Genomic DNA, 15506 nt, shown 5'->3' on the forward strand with positions numbered 1-15506 from the left:
GTGAATGTTTTTGCATAAAAATAAGTTTTAATTTATAAACATGCATTTAGTATGTATACACTGTAACAAGGAAAAATTGTTTTTTCAACCCCTTTATGAAAAAAACTCTGCCAAATTTTCTTGGCAGAGTCATTTTGGGCTATTTTTGATCCTTTTCAAGCTCTCGTAAGACATGAGGAAGCTCTGGAATCACGAGTTTGGTCATGGCTAAACGAACGGCTCCGGTAGATCCCGGCGTGGCAAAGACAGCCTTTTGATTGACGACCCCTGCCGTTGCCCTGGATAAAATAGCAGCTGAACCTATGTCTTCTGTATAACTGAGCATGCGGAAGATTTCGCCAAAGCCAGGCAGTTCCTTGGAAAAAAGAGGGGTGATTGCTTCAATGGTCACATCCCTTGCAGCAATTCCTGTGCCGCCATTTAACAAGACGGCATCTATTTTCGGTTCGCTTGTTCCCTCCAGCACAGCGTCTTGAATCGATCCTATATCATCTTTTACAATATCGTATGCAAGAACAAGATGTCCCTGTTCTTTGAGCAAATCAATCATCAGACGGCCGCTTTTATCTGTATCTTTCGTTCTTGTATCACTGACCGTAATGACTTTCACATAAAGCCTTTCTTTCGCCTCACGTTTATGTTCTGTCACGCTCATCTTTCGCACCGCTCCCTTTTGCTTCATATTGGACAACATTATAGCATGCTGCTTTTAACAGAAAAAAGCTCTTTTCCTTATTGGAAAAGAGCTTCTCAAACTTGATTACGCTAAACGCATAACGTCTCTTGCAATCATTACTTCTTCGTTTGTTGGGATGACGATTACTTTTACAGGTGAGTGCGGGTAGCTGATGAATGCTTCTTCGCCTCTCATGTTGTTTAGGGATGGATCCCAGTAAACGCCCATGAATTCTAGACCACGAAGTACACGTGCTCTTACTTCTGAACTGTTTTCACCGATTCCAGCTGTGAAGATGATCGCATCTACGCCATTCATTCTAGCTGCATAAGAGCCGATGTATTTATGAATACGGCTCGCAAAAATATCAAGAGCAACTTCTGCACGGTCGTTTCCTTCTTCTGTTGCTTCTTCGATATCACGAAGGTCACTTGACAGACCAGACACACCTAAAAGACCACTCTTCTTATTCAAAGTAGAAAGCACTTCTTCAGCAGTATGTCCTGTTTTTTCCATAATAAATGGAATAAGGGCAGGGTCAATGTTACCAGAACGTGTACCCATTGCAACACCAGCAAGTGGTGTAAAGCCCATAGATGTATCGATTGATTTTCCGCCTTCAACTGCTGCGATACTCGCACCATTTCCAAGGTGGCAAGAAATCAGACGAAGCTCTTCTAGTGGACGGCCTAATAGCTCTGCTGCACGCTCTGTAACGAACTTGTGGCTTGTCCCGTGGAATCCGTATTTACGAATACCAAAGTTTTTGTAGTAGTCGTACGGAAGGCTGTATAGGTAAGACTGCTCTGGCATAGTTTGGTGGAATGCTGTATCGAACACAGCAACCGCTGGTACGTCAGGCAGAATTTGTTTGAATGCTTTGATTCCTACAACGTTTGCAGGGTTGTGAAGTGGTGCAAGCTCTGAAAGCTGATCAATGTCATTGATCACTTCATCAGTTAAAAGAACAGAATCGCTGAATTTCTCTCCGCCGTGAACAACGCGGTGTCCTACGCCATCAATTTCATTAAAGTCTTTGATGATGTGAAATTCAGTTAGTTTTTCAAGCAGCATTTTGACCGCTACTGCGTGATCTGGAATATCTGTCACTTCTGTTTTCTTTTCTCCATCTACAGAGATCGTGAAGATACTGTTGTCCATTCCGATTCTTTCAACAAGCCCTTTTGTTAAAACGGTTTCTTCTGGCATGTCGAACAATTGGAATTTAAGAGATGAGCTTCCTGCGTTGATTGCAATAATTTTGGACATTACTGTCGCTCCTTTTACTCAGTTGTTATATAAGGTTTCACGTTTTTTCCGGTGCTATATTCAACCTGTTTGACGGGTCTTTTATAGTTTAACGATAAGTCCGAAAAATATCTGACTTTTTCATTTAAACATTGAAAACTTTGCATTTCAAGTGCACCTTCAAACTGTTATCGCTTACATCAATAAGTCGTTATTTTCTGAATAGTAAAATAGCCAGAAATCACTCTGGCTATTCTTTCGTTTCTTTTTCTTCTATAAACCACTGGTCTAGTTTTCTCATCACACCGACCATTGCTTCCTTCTGTGAGAAAGATGGAAGATTGGCAAACAGCATTCGTTTTGGTGCTTCCAGCCCTTCTTTTTTCTTCTGCATCACAAATAAGCTTTTGGCGTGTTTTTTATCCTTAAACATGGACACTGGCAGCTGAATTAACGCATTCATATACGCATGATCTTTGATGAAATCCTTTAATTGTACGCTCTCTTTTCCTTCAAACAAATCATTTGGAATGATGAAGAATAGGAAGCCGCCTTCTTTTGTGTAGCGAAGGCTTTGTTCAATGAATAAATAATGGGCAAAAGCATGTCCTTCTTTTGCCTTTAATTCAAAGTCTGCTGCACGCTCATCATTTGGATAATAGCCGACTGGGAGACTGCATACAGTGACATCTGCCGGTGAGATCAGAAGCGGCTCAAGACTGTCCTGGTGGAAAAGCTCAACTTCTTTCTCCTCTAAATTCGCCTGCGCCCAAGCAATTTTAATGAGCACATCATCAATTTCAGACGCAAAGCCGCGTTTTGTTTCTGCAGTGAGATTATTTAAAACAGCAAGAAGTAAGTTTCCTGTTCCCGCTGCTGGATCAAAGACTACAAGCTCTTTTTGACCATCTAAAAATTTGTTCACCAAATAGCTGACAAACAGTCCAATCGTATCTGGTGTCATCTGGCGATTTGGATGAGAAATATCCTTTTGACCTTTCAATACGGCGAGCTGAAACGCTTTACGAATCTGCTCATGATCATAAGAAGCAAAATCTGCTTTCTCTATCAAATCCTTTAATAAACCGTTTCGATCATTTGCTTGGAAAAAGGCTTCTCCTGCTTCTGCCAATGCTTCAATATAAGAAATGCTCTGTTCCTTTTTTAATCGAATAGAAGCTGTATCGAGCAGTTCAAAAATCGTACTTACTTGATCTTTCTGCAATGCTTTTCTCTCCTCGCTTTGTAAAAGCTATATGTTCTCATTGAAAAGAGCCCCAGGATGAAGCCGGAGCTCTTGTCGATGCTGCTTTTATAACAGTGATTTTGCAGCTTCAATGGCTTTTTCATAATTTGGGTGATTCGTTGCTTCACTTACGTATTCAGTGTAAACCACTTTTCCGTTAGGGTCTAATACGAAGACTGCGCGCGCCAATAAACGCAATTCTTTCATATACACACCGAATGCTTCACCAAATGACATATCTCTGTGATCAGATAATGTTTCGACATTTTCAATTCCGTTTGCTCCGCACCAGCGTGCTTGTGCAAATGGAAGGTCTGCACTAATCGTATAAATATTGACAGGACCTAAACCCGCTGCCTCTTCATTGAAACGTCTTGTTTGTGCGTCACACACACCTGTATCAATAGAAGGAATCACTGAGATGATCGTCACTTTTCCTGCTAAATCAGAAAGTGAAACTTCTCCAAGTGAGTTCGTTAATACCGTAAAATCAGGAGCCTGCTCGCCTACTTTTACTTCATTTCCTACAAGCGTGACAGGACTTCCTTTAAATGTGATCGATGCCAAAACAATTCCTCCCTTTTCAAATGTATGGTTCTATCATAGTAGAGAAAGCAAAAAACTGCAAAGCCTAATCGTCCATTTTGCAAAAAAAGTTAACTGCAGCGCAGCTAACTTTTTAAAGGTCTATGTCATCTAGTTTTCGTTCTTTGTGACGGTGCTCCCGCTCATCCTTCTTAAACATGTGCTGAAGACGTTCAATTGCTTGAGGAGCAGAATCCAATATTTTATCGAGCAGATGGGTGTGTTCATCCAAATGAAGCATTCGAACTCCGTTTGTTCCTACAATTAAGAAGGCGATTGGTGTAATCGACACCCCGCCGCCGCTTCCGCCGCCAAATGGGAGTCTCGGCTCTTTTCGTTCCTGTTCATCAGAACGCTTTTCTTTCTTTTGGTTCCCGTTAAATTCACTGCCGCCGGCTGCAAACCCAAAACCAACCTTTGACACAGTGAGAATGACACTGCCGTCAGGGGTTTCGACTGGATCGCCGATGATTGTATTCACATCTATCATTTCTTTTAAGTTTTCCATCGCTGTCTTCATGAGACCTTGGATTGGATGATCTGCCATTTTCGGGTTCCTCCTTAAACAGATGATTCATTCTTCGTTGCTTGAAGAGAGGCATTTTTTCTCGCCTTTCTTCCTTTTAACCAATGGACAAGTAAACGAATGGCTGCAAGCATAGCATGTCCAATACGGAAATAAGCTATACATGCAAACTGAGTCTGTGACACATTGTGCTGAAAGGCCGGAATGACTTCATATATCGGTTTATGCTTAAAGGTGAGATGCTCCTGCATAAAAGCAAGCAGTGCTCCTTTAACTGACCATACACCGCCGGCTGCTACACCTGTTAATGCGGCGTCTTGAAAGCCGATCCATGTCGACCAGTGAAACGAGACAATCTTTACGTGGATGAAGAACTTGCGCATGATCCGGTTTAAATCGACAATCTCTTTTGTGATGCGCTCCATTTGATGAAGGATCTGCTTCATATCACGTTTTCCTACTTTTTTATGCATCGATTCTTTTTCGTGATCAGGCGTTTTGGCGCTCTTCATTTTCTTCTCACAAATATCAATCGTTTGGTCTTCTGGATTGACCCTCACCATCGGAATCTCTTTTTTGAGTCTGACCAATCCATATAAGGTGATGACCTTCAGTGCAATGTGGTCATTGTCGTTTGTATGCGAATAGTCCAGCGAAATGGTTACTTTCATGAAAATCAACAAGATCACAAGAAACAAAAACGCTGCGATCCAAACGTACAGCACTGTGCTCACTTCCTCCATAACAAATGATGCTTCCCCTACGATTATGGCTCTCATTCTGGATTTTATACCCAATCAACAAAAAAGAGTTTGACCGTTACGGCCAAACTCCCTCTGATTATACGTTTGATTCTGTTTTTTCATATAAATGTTCATGGACGACCACCGTATCGGCAAAGTAATCATGAACCCCTTGCTTTTTCGGTGAGAACCCAACGATAGCATAGAGAATAAAGATCGTATTAATGTAGCGTCCCACAATCTCTCTAAAGAAAATAACATCCCATGCCAGCTTCTTCTCAGGCTGAAGTGAGACCACTTTAATCCCAAACACCATCTTGCCAAGTGTTTGTTGAAAGATTTTCGTCATGATGGCGAAATAAAGGAGGAATACAATCGTCGTTGTGACGGAAAATGGAGAAAACCATCCCCCTCCTTTGGACCAGCCAAACAGACTAAAGATTGGAGAAACCGTCAAATGGTTTACACCCCAGACGACGAGCCAATCAAGAATAAATGCCCAAAATCTAATCCAAAAACCTGCAAACGCCTGTGCTTCAATTGAAGCGCGCTTCACAAAGGCCGGCTTCGATTCTTCCTCTTGGCTGCGGCTTTCGCTTACTTCATCGAATGTAGAATCCATCTATGATCCCTCCTTTATTTTGAATAGAGATACATCGGTTTAGACCCATTTGAGCCAGCCAGTGTTTCTTTTAAATTCAGAAAATCAATTTCGCTTTTAAAGAGCTTGCTTGCACTCATGTTGAAAAGAGAGTTCCAGCCAAAGCTTTGAGAATAGCTGACCACTGTTGCTCCTTTTAAGCCTTTTTCATTTTTCTTCATCGCTTTTAATGCATCTTCATAATACCCAAGCTCATCGACTAATCCGTTCGATTTTGCCTGTGTCCCGTCATATACCCGGCCGTCAGCGATTTTCTTGACTTCCTGTTTTGACATACCGCGTCCTTCAGAGATCACTTTGACAAATCCTTCATAAGAGCTGTCGACCATGCTTTGCATGATGTTGCGCTCATCTTTTGTCATATCACGGTTTGGAGACATGATATCTTTGAATTTCCCGCTCTTAATCGTTTCATATTTAATACCCAGATTATCTGCGAGCTTTGAATAATTCAAGCTTTGCATGATGACACCTAACGATCCTGTTAATGTTTCAGGTGAAGCAAAGATTTTCTTCGCTGGAGTTGACACGTAGTAGCCGCCTGAAGCTGCCATGGATCCCATAGATACGTAAATCGGCTTCTTCGCTTTTTTCACTTCTTCTAATTTTTTATGTATTTCAGCACTTTCATAGACACCGCCGCCAGGAGAGTTTACGCGCAGAAGTACACCTTTTACCGAAGCATCCTCTTTCGCTTTATCTAGTTCCTTGAGGAATGCACGATGATCATAACCTTCTCCGCCTAATAGGCTCGATGCGCCGCCATTATCTTGAATGGTTCCATTAATCTCAAGAACAGCAATCTTGCCTGCACCGCTGCCATTCTCTAGTACCTTCTCTTCTATTTCATCCCCGAATTGATAGCTTATTTTATTGTCATTGAAGCTATCGAACAAGGCCATCGTGACACTAATCACAATTGAAAATCCGAAAACACCAAGTGCAATAATTAGTGCTACCCATCTTTTCGCATTCATCTTTTTCTCCTCCTTTTTATCTCACTTCATTCATACGAATGCCCACACGAAATGTTTCACAGGAATTGTGGTTTTTTTACATTTCATGTAGGCATATGATAGCACCTCTCTTAAATAACGATCAACTTTACATCGTCTACTTAGACATGCGCATGACGAAAAATTGGCTTTTTTATCCTCTCCCTGCACCTAATAGGCTAGATCATCACCGCAACGAAACACCTAAACCATTCTTTCATGAGAAAACGGCTATTCAATTATGCTCAGAATTCAGCCATTTCAAATCACTCACATCGACTCATTTCTCATAAAGCAATCCGATCATCAGATGGTTCTTTCTAAAATTTTTACTTTCATATGAAAAAAGTGTAAAATGTGAGCAAGGGTTTTCATGTAAGCCCTTTATCATTGAAAATTATTTTTGACAGCAAAGGGGAGAACGTCAATGACAGACAATCGTCGCAATGTATTTTTCTTTTACAAAAAAGATCATGAATTGGATGGACACATTTCTTCTCTCGAGAAGCTCGCTACTGATCAAGGCTTTCACGTCGTCAAGCGTGCAGAGGATGCCCACATTATTGCTTCAATTGGCGGGGATGGCACATTTCTTCAAGCAGTACGTAAAACAAAATTCCGGGATGACTGCTTGTATGTAGGGGTATCAAAATCAGAGAATACGCACCTATACTGCGATTTCTCGTTAGAACATTTTGATAAAATGATTGATGCCATGAATACTGAACAGCTTGAAGTGAGAAAATATCCGATCATCGATGTAAGCGTTGACAGCACAAACCAGTTCCATTGCTTAAATGAACTGTCAATCCGCTCCAGCATTATTAAAACATTTGTGATCGATGTGTATATAGATGATTTCCACTTTGAAACTTTTAGAGGCGACGGCATGATTATTTCCACTCCGACTGGCTCAACGGCCTACAATAAATCCGTGAGCGGCGCCGTGGTTGATCCGATGCTTCCTTGTATGCAGGTCACAGAACTTGCATCGCTGAATAACAACTCTTACCGTACATTAGGCGCTCCTTTCATCTTGAGCAGTGACCGCAAGCTGACGCTGAAAGTAGTGCAGGATGGAAACGATCATCCAATTATCGGGCTTGATAACGAAGCACTCGGCACAAAACACGTCAAACAAATTGACATTGGCCTTTCAGGAAAAGTCATTAAAACGGTGAAATTAAAAGACAACTCTTACTGGGAAAAAGTAAAACGCAGATTCCTTTGAGAATTTGTCCGCACGCTGAAAGCTCCTTTACGGGGCTTTTTTCTATGTCTTTTCATTCACGGTCATGGTTATGGTATGATGTCACAAGTATGAATGTACGAAAAGGAGAACACGATGACATTACAACATTTTGATCAATATCCATTAAGTGATGAATTGAAACAAGCGTTAGAAGCGCTTCACTTCCATACACCTACACCTGTTCAGCACGAGACATTATCAATTGCTTTTTCAAAGCAGGATTTAATCGTCAAATCTCAGACTGGGAGCGGCAAGACTGCAGCCTATGGTCTGCCGATTTGTGAAATGGTTGATTGGGCTGAAAATAAACCTCAAGCCCTCATCCTCGTTCCAACACGAGAGCTCGCCATGCAGGTCAAACAAGACCTCACAAGCCTCGGGCGATTCAAACGAATCAAAGCCGCAGCCATTTATGGAAAAGCCCCTTTTCAAGCGCAGAAAGTAGAGCTTTCACAGAAAAACCATATTGTGTGCGGGACACCAGGCCGCATTTTGGATCACCTTGAGAAAGGCACCCTTTCTTTAGAAAATCTCAAATTTTTCGTGTTAGATGAAGCGGATGAAATGCTGAACATGGGATTTATCGATCAAGTCTCTTCTATTATTCAATATCTGCCTCCAAAGCGCATGTCGATGCTGTTTTCAGCGACAATGTCTGATGACATGAAGAAATTGAGCGAACAGTTTTTACAATCACCCAAAGTCATTGAGATCGCACGTGAAGAAACGTCTGTACAGCAAATCACTCACACCGTGATTGAAACAGAAGAAGAATCGAAATTCTCCCTTCTTCAGCGTACGATCGTCATTGAAAATCCAGATAGCTGCATTATTTTCTGTAATACACAAGACCGGGTGAATGAACTCACGCTGAAGCTGGACGAATGGGATGTGCCCTGTGACAAAATTCATGGCGGCATGAGACAGGAAGACCGCTTTGATGTGATGGATGAATTTAAAAAAGGTGAATTCCGATATCTGATCGCAACAGATATAGCAGCCAGGGGAATTGATGTGAGTGATATGACGCATGTCATTCATTATGATCTTCCTTATGAAAAAGAGCGCTATATTCACCGGACTGGCAGAACAGGCAGAGCGGGAAAAAGCGGGAAAACGATTGCGTTTATGACAAAGAATGCAAAACCGCTTATTGATGAATTAAAGCAGGATGCCGGCATAGACTTTCAAACTCAGCCTTATCCGACAAAGGAAGAAGCAGAAAAGCATGTAGAAAGCTTTGAAGAAAAGATTGAAACGCCTATTCAAAAGGAAAATAAACAGGCTGGCGTTGAGAAGGATATTATGAAGCTTTATTTTAACGGCGGAAAGAAAAAGAAACTGCGGGCTGTTGATTTCGTTGGGACCATTGCCAAAATAGAAGGCGTTGCATTCGATGACATTGGGATTATTACGATTCAAGACACGAAAACATATGTCGATATTTTAAACGGCAAAGGCCCTCTTGTGCTGAATGCTATGCGCCACACAACCATTAAAGGCAAGCAGTTAAAAGTACATGAAGCTCGTTCATAAAAAGTAAAGGCCCAGCGCCTTTACTTTTTTTATTGATGAGAAATAAACTCAAAACCGTGATCCCATCAGCCTTTTTGAGGTCAAACATGACAAATGTCATATTGAATACATGATGGGTGCTACTATGAGTATGACACCTTTCCTTCTATACTTTGAAGTAGAAAGAAACGGAAAGGACTTGAACGTTCATGACGACTTCAACAAACACACAGCAGCAAGCCTCTTTAAGAAAACAAGTTGGCCAATTCTCTGGTGCTGATTCAAAAAAAAGTATCATTCAACTCTTTAATACATTCATCCCATTTTTGGGGCTTTGGTTTCTTGCCTATTATAGCCTGAACATCTCCTACCTTTTAACCCTCTTCTTTGCGGTTATTGCAGCTGGTTTTTTAGTACGTGTCTTTATTATTTTTCACGACTGCTGCCATCAATCCTTTTTCAAACAGAAGCCGCTGAATCACCTGTTCGGTTTTTTAACGGGCGTACTCACCCTTTTCCCTTATCTTCAATGGCAAAGAGATCATTCAATTCACCATGCCACAAGTAGTAATTTAGACAAACGAGGTACTGGCGACATTTGGCTCCTGACAGTCAAAGAATATCAAGAAGCATCAGCATGGACAAAATTTCGCTACAGATTTTACCGTAACCCTTTTGTGATGTTTATTTTAGGTCCGATCTTTGTCTTTCTCTTAAAAAACCGTTTCAACGTCAAAAATGCTCGTAAAAAAGAGCGCTGGAACACGTATTTCACAAACGTGAGCATCATTGCGCTAGCAGCTGCAACGTGTCTTCTTTTTGGCTGGCAGGAGTTCCTGCTTGTCCAAGGTCCAATCTTCCTGATCTCAGGATCAATCGGTGTATGGCTGTTTTATGTTCAGCATACGTTTGAGGATTCTTACTTTGAAGCAGATGAACATTGGAATTATGTGCAGGCAGCGGTAGAAGGCAGTTCTTTTTACAAATTGCCAAAGCTTCTTCAGTGGTTAACAGGCAATATCGGTTATCACCATGTCCATCATTTAAGTCCGAGGGTACCGAATTATCACTTGGAGCATGCACATGATCATAGTGAGCCGCTTCAAAATGTTCCAACCATCACTTTAAAAACAAGTATTGAATCAATGAAATTTAGACTTTGGGATGAAGAAACGAAAGCATTCGTTACCTTTAAAGAAGCACGGCAATCTAAGAAGATGCCCGCACCTGTCATTAAAGGAGACATTCTAAAGAAAAATGCATAATTGGTGCAAGCTCTTTCTTACACTAGAAGGAGCTTGTTGTCATTTACAGGATGCAACCATAAGTTGAATTTGATAAAGTAAGGAAAAAGAACGAAAACGGAAAAGGTGGCACACGGATGAAAAAACAGTTTAAAATTCAAAAGTTGCATGGGATTTCTCCCTATATATGGGCCATTTTTTTCATCCTGCCCTTCTATTTTATCTTTAAGACACCTTCGACTTTAGGTATTGTGATCGGCATTATTTTGAACGTCGTCTTTTTCGCTGTGTATCGTTTTGCCTTTGTCGCAAAAGGCTGGTCTTTATATGTCTTCGGTCTTTTATTGATCGGTATTTCAACTGGTTATGTGATGCTCTACAGCTATATTTATTTCGCTTTTTGCATCGCCTATTTCAATGGGCATATTAAAAGAAAAGTACCTTTTTATATCTTATACTATATTCATCTAGGGAGCGCTGCTATAGCGGTGAACTTTAGTTTGATCTTAAAAAAGGGCTGGTTTCTCACACAAATTCCTTTTGTCGTGATCACCCTGATTAGTGCCATTCTTCTTCCTCTCAGCATTCGGAGCAGGAAGGAACGTGAACGGCTTGAGGAGAAATTAGAATATGCCAATGAACGGATTGCTGATCTTGTGAAGCTTGAAGAAAGGCAGCGCATTGCACGCGACCTGCATGACACCCTTGGACAAAAGCTTTCTTTGATCGGGTTAAAAAGTGATCTTGCCCGTAAACTCGTGTATAAAGACCCTGAACAGGCCCGTGCCGAACTCAAAAGCGTCCAGCAGACCGCCAGAACGTCTCTCAATGAAGTACGGAAGATTGTTTCCTCCATGAAGGGGATCCGAATCAAAGAGGAAATGTCGAACATCGAGCAAATTCTCGATGCAGCCGGAATTGAATTGATCTATGATGAAAAGGAAGCACCGAAACACATCTCACTTCTGAACGAAAACATTGTGAGCATGTGCATCAAAGAGGCGGTGACAAATGTCGTCAAACATAGTGACGCGACTGTTTGTAAAATCACCATTCACCAAAAATCAAAGGAAGCCATCATCACCGTTGAGGACGACGGAACATTTAAAGGCGACTATCCGCCCTCTCAAACGAAGGGTCACGGCCTTTTAGGAATAAGAGAAAGATTGGAATTTGCAAATGGCCGCCTGCGTATTGAAACAAAAGACGGGACAAAGCTCATTATGAGCATTCCAAATGATTCAGCAGCAAAAGAAAAGGAGGGGATGAAATGATCAACATCTTTATCGCAGAAGATCAGCAAATGCTGCTTGGTGCACTCGGTTCACTTCTCGATTTAGAAGACGATATGACGGTTGTTGGGAAAGGTACGAACGGCCAAGATGCCATCGATTTTGCCAAAACACACCCTGTTGATATTTGCTTAATGGATATTGAAATGCCGGGAAAAACCGGGCTTGATGCAGCGGAAGAGCTTAAAGGATCAGATGTGAAAATCATCATTTTAACGACCTTTGCCCGCTCCGGTTATTTCCAAAGGGCGCTAAAAGCTGGCGTCAGCGGCTACATGCTGAAAGACAGCCCAAGCGAGGAGCTGGCAAGTGCCATTCGCAGTGTGATGAAAGGGAAAAAGGTGTACGCACCTGAATTGATGGAAGACTTATATAGTGACGAAAACCCTTTAACGGAGCGAGAGAAATCGGTTCTTGAACTCGTCGCAGATGGTAAAAACACAAAAGAAATTGCAAAAGAACTCAGCATTAAAAGCGGCACTGTCCGGAACTACATTTCCATTATTTTAGATAAGCTGGAAGTGAAAAACCGCATCGAAGCCATTACACGATCAAAAGAAAAAGGCTGGTTTAAATAGAAAAAAGATCAGGACACATGCTGCCTTGATCTTTTTTTTATCGAAAATCCCCTCTTTATTTTTTATCACCAGCTATCAAAATGTCATTGACAACAGCCCACAGTTCTATGATATGATATCCAAGTGATAATAATTATCATTATCACTAATACCACCAATATCCGGCTTATGTGCCGATTTCAAAGGAGTCTACATTCATGAAGAAAATATTGTTCCCTCTGATGCTCATCTTTGTACTTGCATTGAGCGCATGTGGCAATAGCAGCAGCTCTTCCTCAAATAAAGGAAATCAATCCACATCATCAGACAAAATTACATATCAATCTGAAAATGGGCCTGTGAAGCTGCCAGCGCATCCAAAACGTGTTGTTGTGCTCGGTTCTTACACAGGGAATGTCATGTCACTTGGTGTGAACCTTGTCGGCGTTGACTCTTGGTCCAAAAAGAATCCGCGTTTCCAAAAGAAATTAAAAAATGTGGAAGAAGTATCTGATGCAAATGTAGAGAAAATCATGAAGCTAAAGCCTGATGTCATCATTGGCTTAAGCAATACTAAAAATGTAGAAAAGCTCAAAAAAATCGCACCAACCGTTTTATTTACGTATAACAAAGTTGATTACCTTCAGCAGCACATTGAAATTGGAAAAGTTTTAAACAAAGAAAAAGAAGCAAAAGCTTGGGTAAAAGATTTCAAAAAACGCGCAGCTGAAGCTGGAAAAGAAATCAAAGCAAAAATCGGCGAAGATGCAACCGTTTCTGTCTTTGAAAGTGGCACAAAAGATCTTTACGTCTTTGGAGATGCATGGGGCCGCGGAACAGAAATTCTCTATCAAGCCATGAAACTGAAAATGCCTGAGAAAGTGAAAGAAAAAGCATTAAAAGCCGGCTACTACGCAGTTTCACAGGAGGTCATCCCTGAATTTGCAGGAGACTATATGATCATTAGTAAAAACAGCGAAATGGACAATTCCTATCAAAACAGTGAAATTTACAAGTCCATCCCGGCTGTCAAAAAACATCGTGTGTATGAAGCCAATGCAGAGGAATTCTATTTTAATGACCCACTCACACTTGAATTCCAACTATCATTCTTTAAAAAGCACTTTTTAGGTAAATAAGCTGAAGCAAGGGACCTCTTCCCTTGCTTTTTTCTTGTCTGCTTCTAGCGGCAGGGACTTTTTTCCGCTACAATGACAACAAGCGAATACAAAAAGTGTGGTGCTGATTTTGTTTAAGATTCTACTGATTGAAGATGATACAACCCTCTTCCAAGAAATCAAAGAACGTCTAGTCAACTGGTCCTATGATGTCTATGGGATTCAAGATTTTCATCAGGTGCTGCAGGAATTCACGTCTGTCCAGCCTGATCTCGTCATTATTGATATACAGCTGCCAAAATACGATGGCTTTCACTGGTGCCGGATGATTCGGCATCATTCAAATGTTCCGATTATCTTCCTCTCCTCAAGAGACCACCCTGCTGATATGGTCATGTCGATGCAGCTCGGAGCCGATGATTTTGTGCAAAAGCCCTTCCACTTTGACGTACTCATTGCCAAAATTAGTGCTGTTCTTCGCCGTGTGCATGATTATAATGCAGAACCGGCCAGCCTAAAGGTATGGTGCGGCGCTACGATTGACCTAGAAAAAAACACCGTAACAAATGATCACGGTGAGGTTGAATTAACGAAAAATGAGTTATTTATTCTCAAGGAATTGATTCAGCATAAAAATCATATCGTCAGCCGTGAATCACTCATTCAAGCATTGTGGGAGGATGAACGGTTTGTCAGTGATAATACACTGACTGTAAACGTCAACCGCCTCAGAAAAAAACTAGACGAGATCTCCCTTGGCGCCTTCATTGAGACAAAAGTGGGTCAAGGCTATCTTGCAAAGGAAAAGGATGATCAATGATGCTGCAAGCATTTTTAAAAGAACGAAGAAGCTGGATTCTTTTCTTTCTTAGTTTGCAGCTCCTCATTCTGTTTGTTGCTTATTTGGATACGACCATTCCAATCGCTTCTCTTTTTTATATTGTGCTATTGTCTACATTTCTCATGATTGTCTTTCTCTTTTTTCGATATCGAAAAGAAACGGCTTATTATGAGAGGCTCAAAGAATGGGATGATGACATTGAACATCAAATGCGGTTAATCCCCTCTTCCCCATTTGAGCAGCTCATCCATGATGCGACGTCAGAGCAAATTGCACGCTACCGGCGGATGGCAGCAGAGCAGAAAATCGCTCTTGAAGAAGAAAAAGATGAATTGCTCTCTTGGATACATGAGGTCAAAACACCGCTTACAGCGATGCGCTTAATGATTGACCGTTTAACAGATCAGCAGCTGAAATCAAATATGACGTATGAGTGGCTCAGAATCCATTTATTACTTGATGCCCAGCTGCACCAAAGCAGAGTACGTCATATCGAAAATGATTTATTCATTGAAAAGCTGGACCTGCAAAGCATCATAGCGAAAGAAATCAAGGCTCTCCAATCATGGTGTATGCAAAAAGGAATCGGCTTTGAGCTGACGCTGGAGGAACGTACCGTATTAAGTGATATAAAATGGTTATCCTTTATGATCAGACAGGTACTCACAAATGCAGTCAAATACAGCCATTCTTCCGATATTGTCATTGAAAGCAAGCAAATAAATGATCAAGTCATGCTGACGATTACAGATCAAGGCAGAGGAATTGATCCAAGAGACATCTCTCGTATTTTTGAAAAAGGCTTTACCTCAACAAGACATCACAATGACACCGCCTCAACGGGAATGGGGCTCTATTTAACGAAAAAAGGAGCAGACGCTCTTCATATCACGATCGAGGTCAACTCCACGATAGATGAAGGTACAACCTTCACCTTCATCTTTCCGAAAAAGAATGATTTTGTTCATATTGCGAGCATGTAGCAACCGCAATCTCTTCGCGGCTGT

Annotated in this window: 16 protein-coding genes; 8 read left to right on the forward strand and 8 right to left on the reverse strand. The window is 41.3% G+C overall.

The annotated features are described in order from the left end of the window. Positions 1-139 precede the first annotated feature (139 nt). From AAYR28_RS13240 to sppA, 8 genes are all read right to left on the reverse strand, one after another. Positions 140-655: a MogA/MoaB family molybdenum cofactor biosynthesis protein gene (locus tag AAYR28_RS13240; protein WP_024426150.1), complete on the reverse strand. Its 516-nt coding sequence runs from the start codon at positions 653-655 to the stop codon at positions 140-142. A 105-nt stretch (positions 656-760) separates the two neighbouring features. Continuing rightward, entirely contained in the window at positions 761-1945 is a 1185-nt protein-coding gene (locus tag AAYR28_RS13245) for an acetate kinase (protein ID WP_024424808.1), read from the reverse strand. A 229-nt stretch (positions 1946-2174) separates the two neighbouring features. Then, positions 2175-3149 (reverse strand): class I SAM-dependent methyltransferase, encoded by a 975-nt coding sequence (locus AAYR28_RS13250; RefSeq protein ID WP_034279615.1) that lies wholly within the window; start codon positions 3147-3149, stop codon positions 2175-2177. A gap of 87 nt (positions 3150-3236) precedes the next feature. Beyond that, complete coding sequence (gene tpx, locus AAYR28_RS13255) at positions 3237-3737, reverse strand: thiol peroxidase (protein ID WP_024424810.1); 501 nt, start codon at positions 3735-3737, stop codon at positions 3237-3239. A 112-nt stretch (positions 3738-3849) separates the two neighbouring features. Then, on the reverse strand, positions 3850-4302 hold the full coding sequence (gene ytfJ / locus AAYR28_RS13260) for a GerW family sporulation protein (protein WP_007501733.1): 453 nt from the start codon (positions 4300-4302) through the stop codon (positions 3850-3852). 14 nt (positions 4303-4316) lie between these two features. Next, positions 4317-5024, reverse strand: coding sequence for a DUF2953 domain-containing protein (locus AAYR28_RS13265; protein ID WP_345808840.1), 708 nt, complete (start codon positions 5022-5024; stop codon positions 4317-4319). Positions 5025-5121: 97 nt separating this feature from the next. After that, positions 5122-5646, reverse strand: a complete 525-nt coding sequence (locus AAYR28_RS13270; RefSeq protein WP_024424812.1) for an RDD family protein — start codon at positions 5644-5646, stop codon at positions 5122-5124. Between the two features lie 14 nt (positions 5647-5660). Next, positions 5661-6662, reverse strand: coding sequence for a signal peptide peptidase SppA (gene sppA, locus AAYR28_RS13275; protein ID WP_345808841.1), 1002 nt, complete (start codon positions 6660-6662; stop codon positions 5661-5663). 445 nt (positions 6663-7107) lie between these two features. Between sppA and AAYR28_RS13280 the strand changes: the two genes are divergently transcribed. The 8 genes from AAYR28_RS13280 to AAYR28_RS13315 all read left to right on the forward strand — a co-directional run bounded on the left by AAYR28_RS13280 (position 7108) and on the right by AAYR28_RS13315 (position 15482). Then, positions 7108-7911, forward strand: a complete 804-nt coding sequence (locus tag AAYR28_RS13280; RefSeq protein WP_034279604.1) for an NAD kinase — start codon at positions 7108-7110, stop codon at positions 7909-7911. 114 nt (positions 7912-8025) lie between these two features. Next, on the forward strand, positions 8026-9468 hold the full coding sequence (locus tag AAYR28_RS13285; RefSeq protein ID WP_041115008.1) for a DEAD/DEAH box helicase: 1443 nt from the start codon (positions 8026-8028) through the stop codon (positions 9466-9468). 188 nt (positions 9469-9656) lie between these two features. Further along, entirely contained in the window at positions 9657-10712 is a 1056-nt protein-coding gene (locus tag AAYR28_RS13290; RefSeq protein ID WP_034279598.1) for a fatty acid desaturase, read from the forward strand. A gap of 116 nt (positions 10713-10828) precedes the next feature. Next, the gene (locus tag AAYR28_RS13295; RefSeq protein WP_034279595.1) at positions 10829-11965 is read left to right on the forward strand and encodes a sensor histidine kinase; all 1137 of its coding nucleotides are present in this window, start codon (positions 10829-10831) and stop codon (positions 11963-11965) included. Beyond that, a complete protein-coding gene (locus tag AAYR28_RS13300) occupies positions 11962-12561 on the forward strand; it encodes a response regulator transcription factor (protein ID WP_041115006.1) in 600 nt (199 codons plus the stop codon). The genes AAYR28_RS13295 and AAYR28_RS13300 overlap by 4 nt, the downstream gene beginning before the upstream one ends. A gap of 197 nt (positions 12562-12758) precedes the next feature. After that, entirely contained in the window at positions 12759-13679 is a 921-nt protein-coding gene (locus AAYR28_RS13305; RefSeq protein ID WP_034279589.1) for an iron-hydroxamate ABC transporter substrate-binding protein, read from the forward strand. A gap of 109 nt (positions 13680-13788) precedes the next feature. Further along, positions 13789-14478, forward strand: a complete 690-nt coding sequence (locus AAYR28_RS13310; protein ID WP_065214755.1) for a response regulator transcription factor — start codon at positions 13789-13791, stop codon at positions 14476-14478. Then, positions 14478-15482: a sensor histidine kinase gene (locus AAYR28_RS13315; RefSeq protein WP_061109469.1), complete on the forward strand. Its 1005-nt coding sequence runs from the start codon at positions 14478-14480 to the stop codon at positions 15480-15482. The genes AAYR28_RS13310 and AAYR28_RS13315 overlap by 1 nt, the downstream gene beginning before the upstream one ends. The last annotated feature ends 24 nt before the right edge of the window (positions 15483-15506 follow it).

Source organism: Bacillus safensis (assembly GCF_039619585.1).
GTDB classification, from domain to species: Bacteria; Bacillota; Bacilli; order Bacillales; family Bacillaceae; genus Bacillus; species Bacillus safensis.

What these genes read in the sequence shown, in the direction of transcription:
- AAYR28_RS13240 (WP_024426150.1), bottom strand. Translation starts at nt 655, where the DNA reads ATGAGCGTGACAGAACATAAACGTGAGGCGAAAGAAAGGCTTTATGTG.
- AAYR28_RS13245 (WP_024424808.1), bottom strand. Translation starts at nt 1,945, where the DNA reads ATGTCCAAAATTATTGCAATCAACGCAGGAAGCTCATCTCTTAAATTC.
- ytfJ (WP_007501733.1), bottom strand. Translation starts at nt 4,302, where the DNA reads ATGGCAGATCATCCAATCCAAGGTCTCATGAAGACAGCGATGGAAAAC.
- AAYR28_RS13265 (WP_345808840.1), bottom strand. Translation starts at nt 5,024, where the DNA reads ATGGAGGAAGTGAGCACAGTGCTGTACGTTTGGATCGCAGCGTTTTTG.
- AAYR28_RS13270 (WP_024424812.1), bottom strand. Translation starts at nt 5,646, where the DNA reads ATGGATTCTACATTCGATGAAGTAAGCGAAAGCCGCAGCCAAGAGGAA.
- sppA (WP_345808841.1), bottom strand. Translation starts at nt 6,662, where the DNA reads ATGAATGCGAAAAGATGGGTAGCACTAATTATTGCACTTGGTGTTTTC.
- AAYR28_RS13280 (WP_034279604.1), top strand. Translation starts at nt 7,108, where the DNA reads ATGACAGACAATCGTCGCAATGTATTTTTCTTTTACAAAAAAGATCAT.
- AAYR28_RS13285 (WP_041115008.1), top strand. Translation starts at nt 8,026, where the DNA reads ATGACATTACAACATTTTGATCAATATCCATTAAGTGATGAATTGAAA.
- AAYR28_RS13290 (WP_034279598.1), top strand. Translation starts at nt 9,657, where the DNA reads ATGACGACTTCAACAAACACACAGCAGCAAGCCTCTTTAAGAAAACAA.
- AAYR28_RS13295 (WP_034279595.1), top strand. Translation starts at nt 10,829, where the DNA reads ATGAAAAAACAGTTTAAAATTCAAAAGTTGCATGGGATTTCTCCCTAT.
- AAYR28_RS13300 (WP_041115006.1), top strand. Translation starts at nt 11,962, where the DNA reads ATGATCAACATCTTTATCGCAGAAGATCAGCAAATGCTGCTTGGTGCA.
- AAYR28_RS13305 (WP_034279589.1), top strand. Translation starts at nt 12,759, where the DNA reads ATGAAGAAAATATTGTTCCCTCTGATGCTCATCTTTGTACTTGCATTG.
- AAYR28_RS13315 (WP_061109469.1), top strand. Translation starts at nt 14,478, where the DNA reads ATGCTGCAAGCATTTTTAAAAGAACGAAGAAGCTGGATTCTTTTCTTT.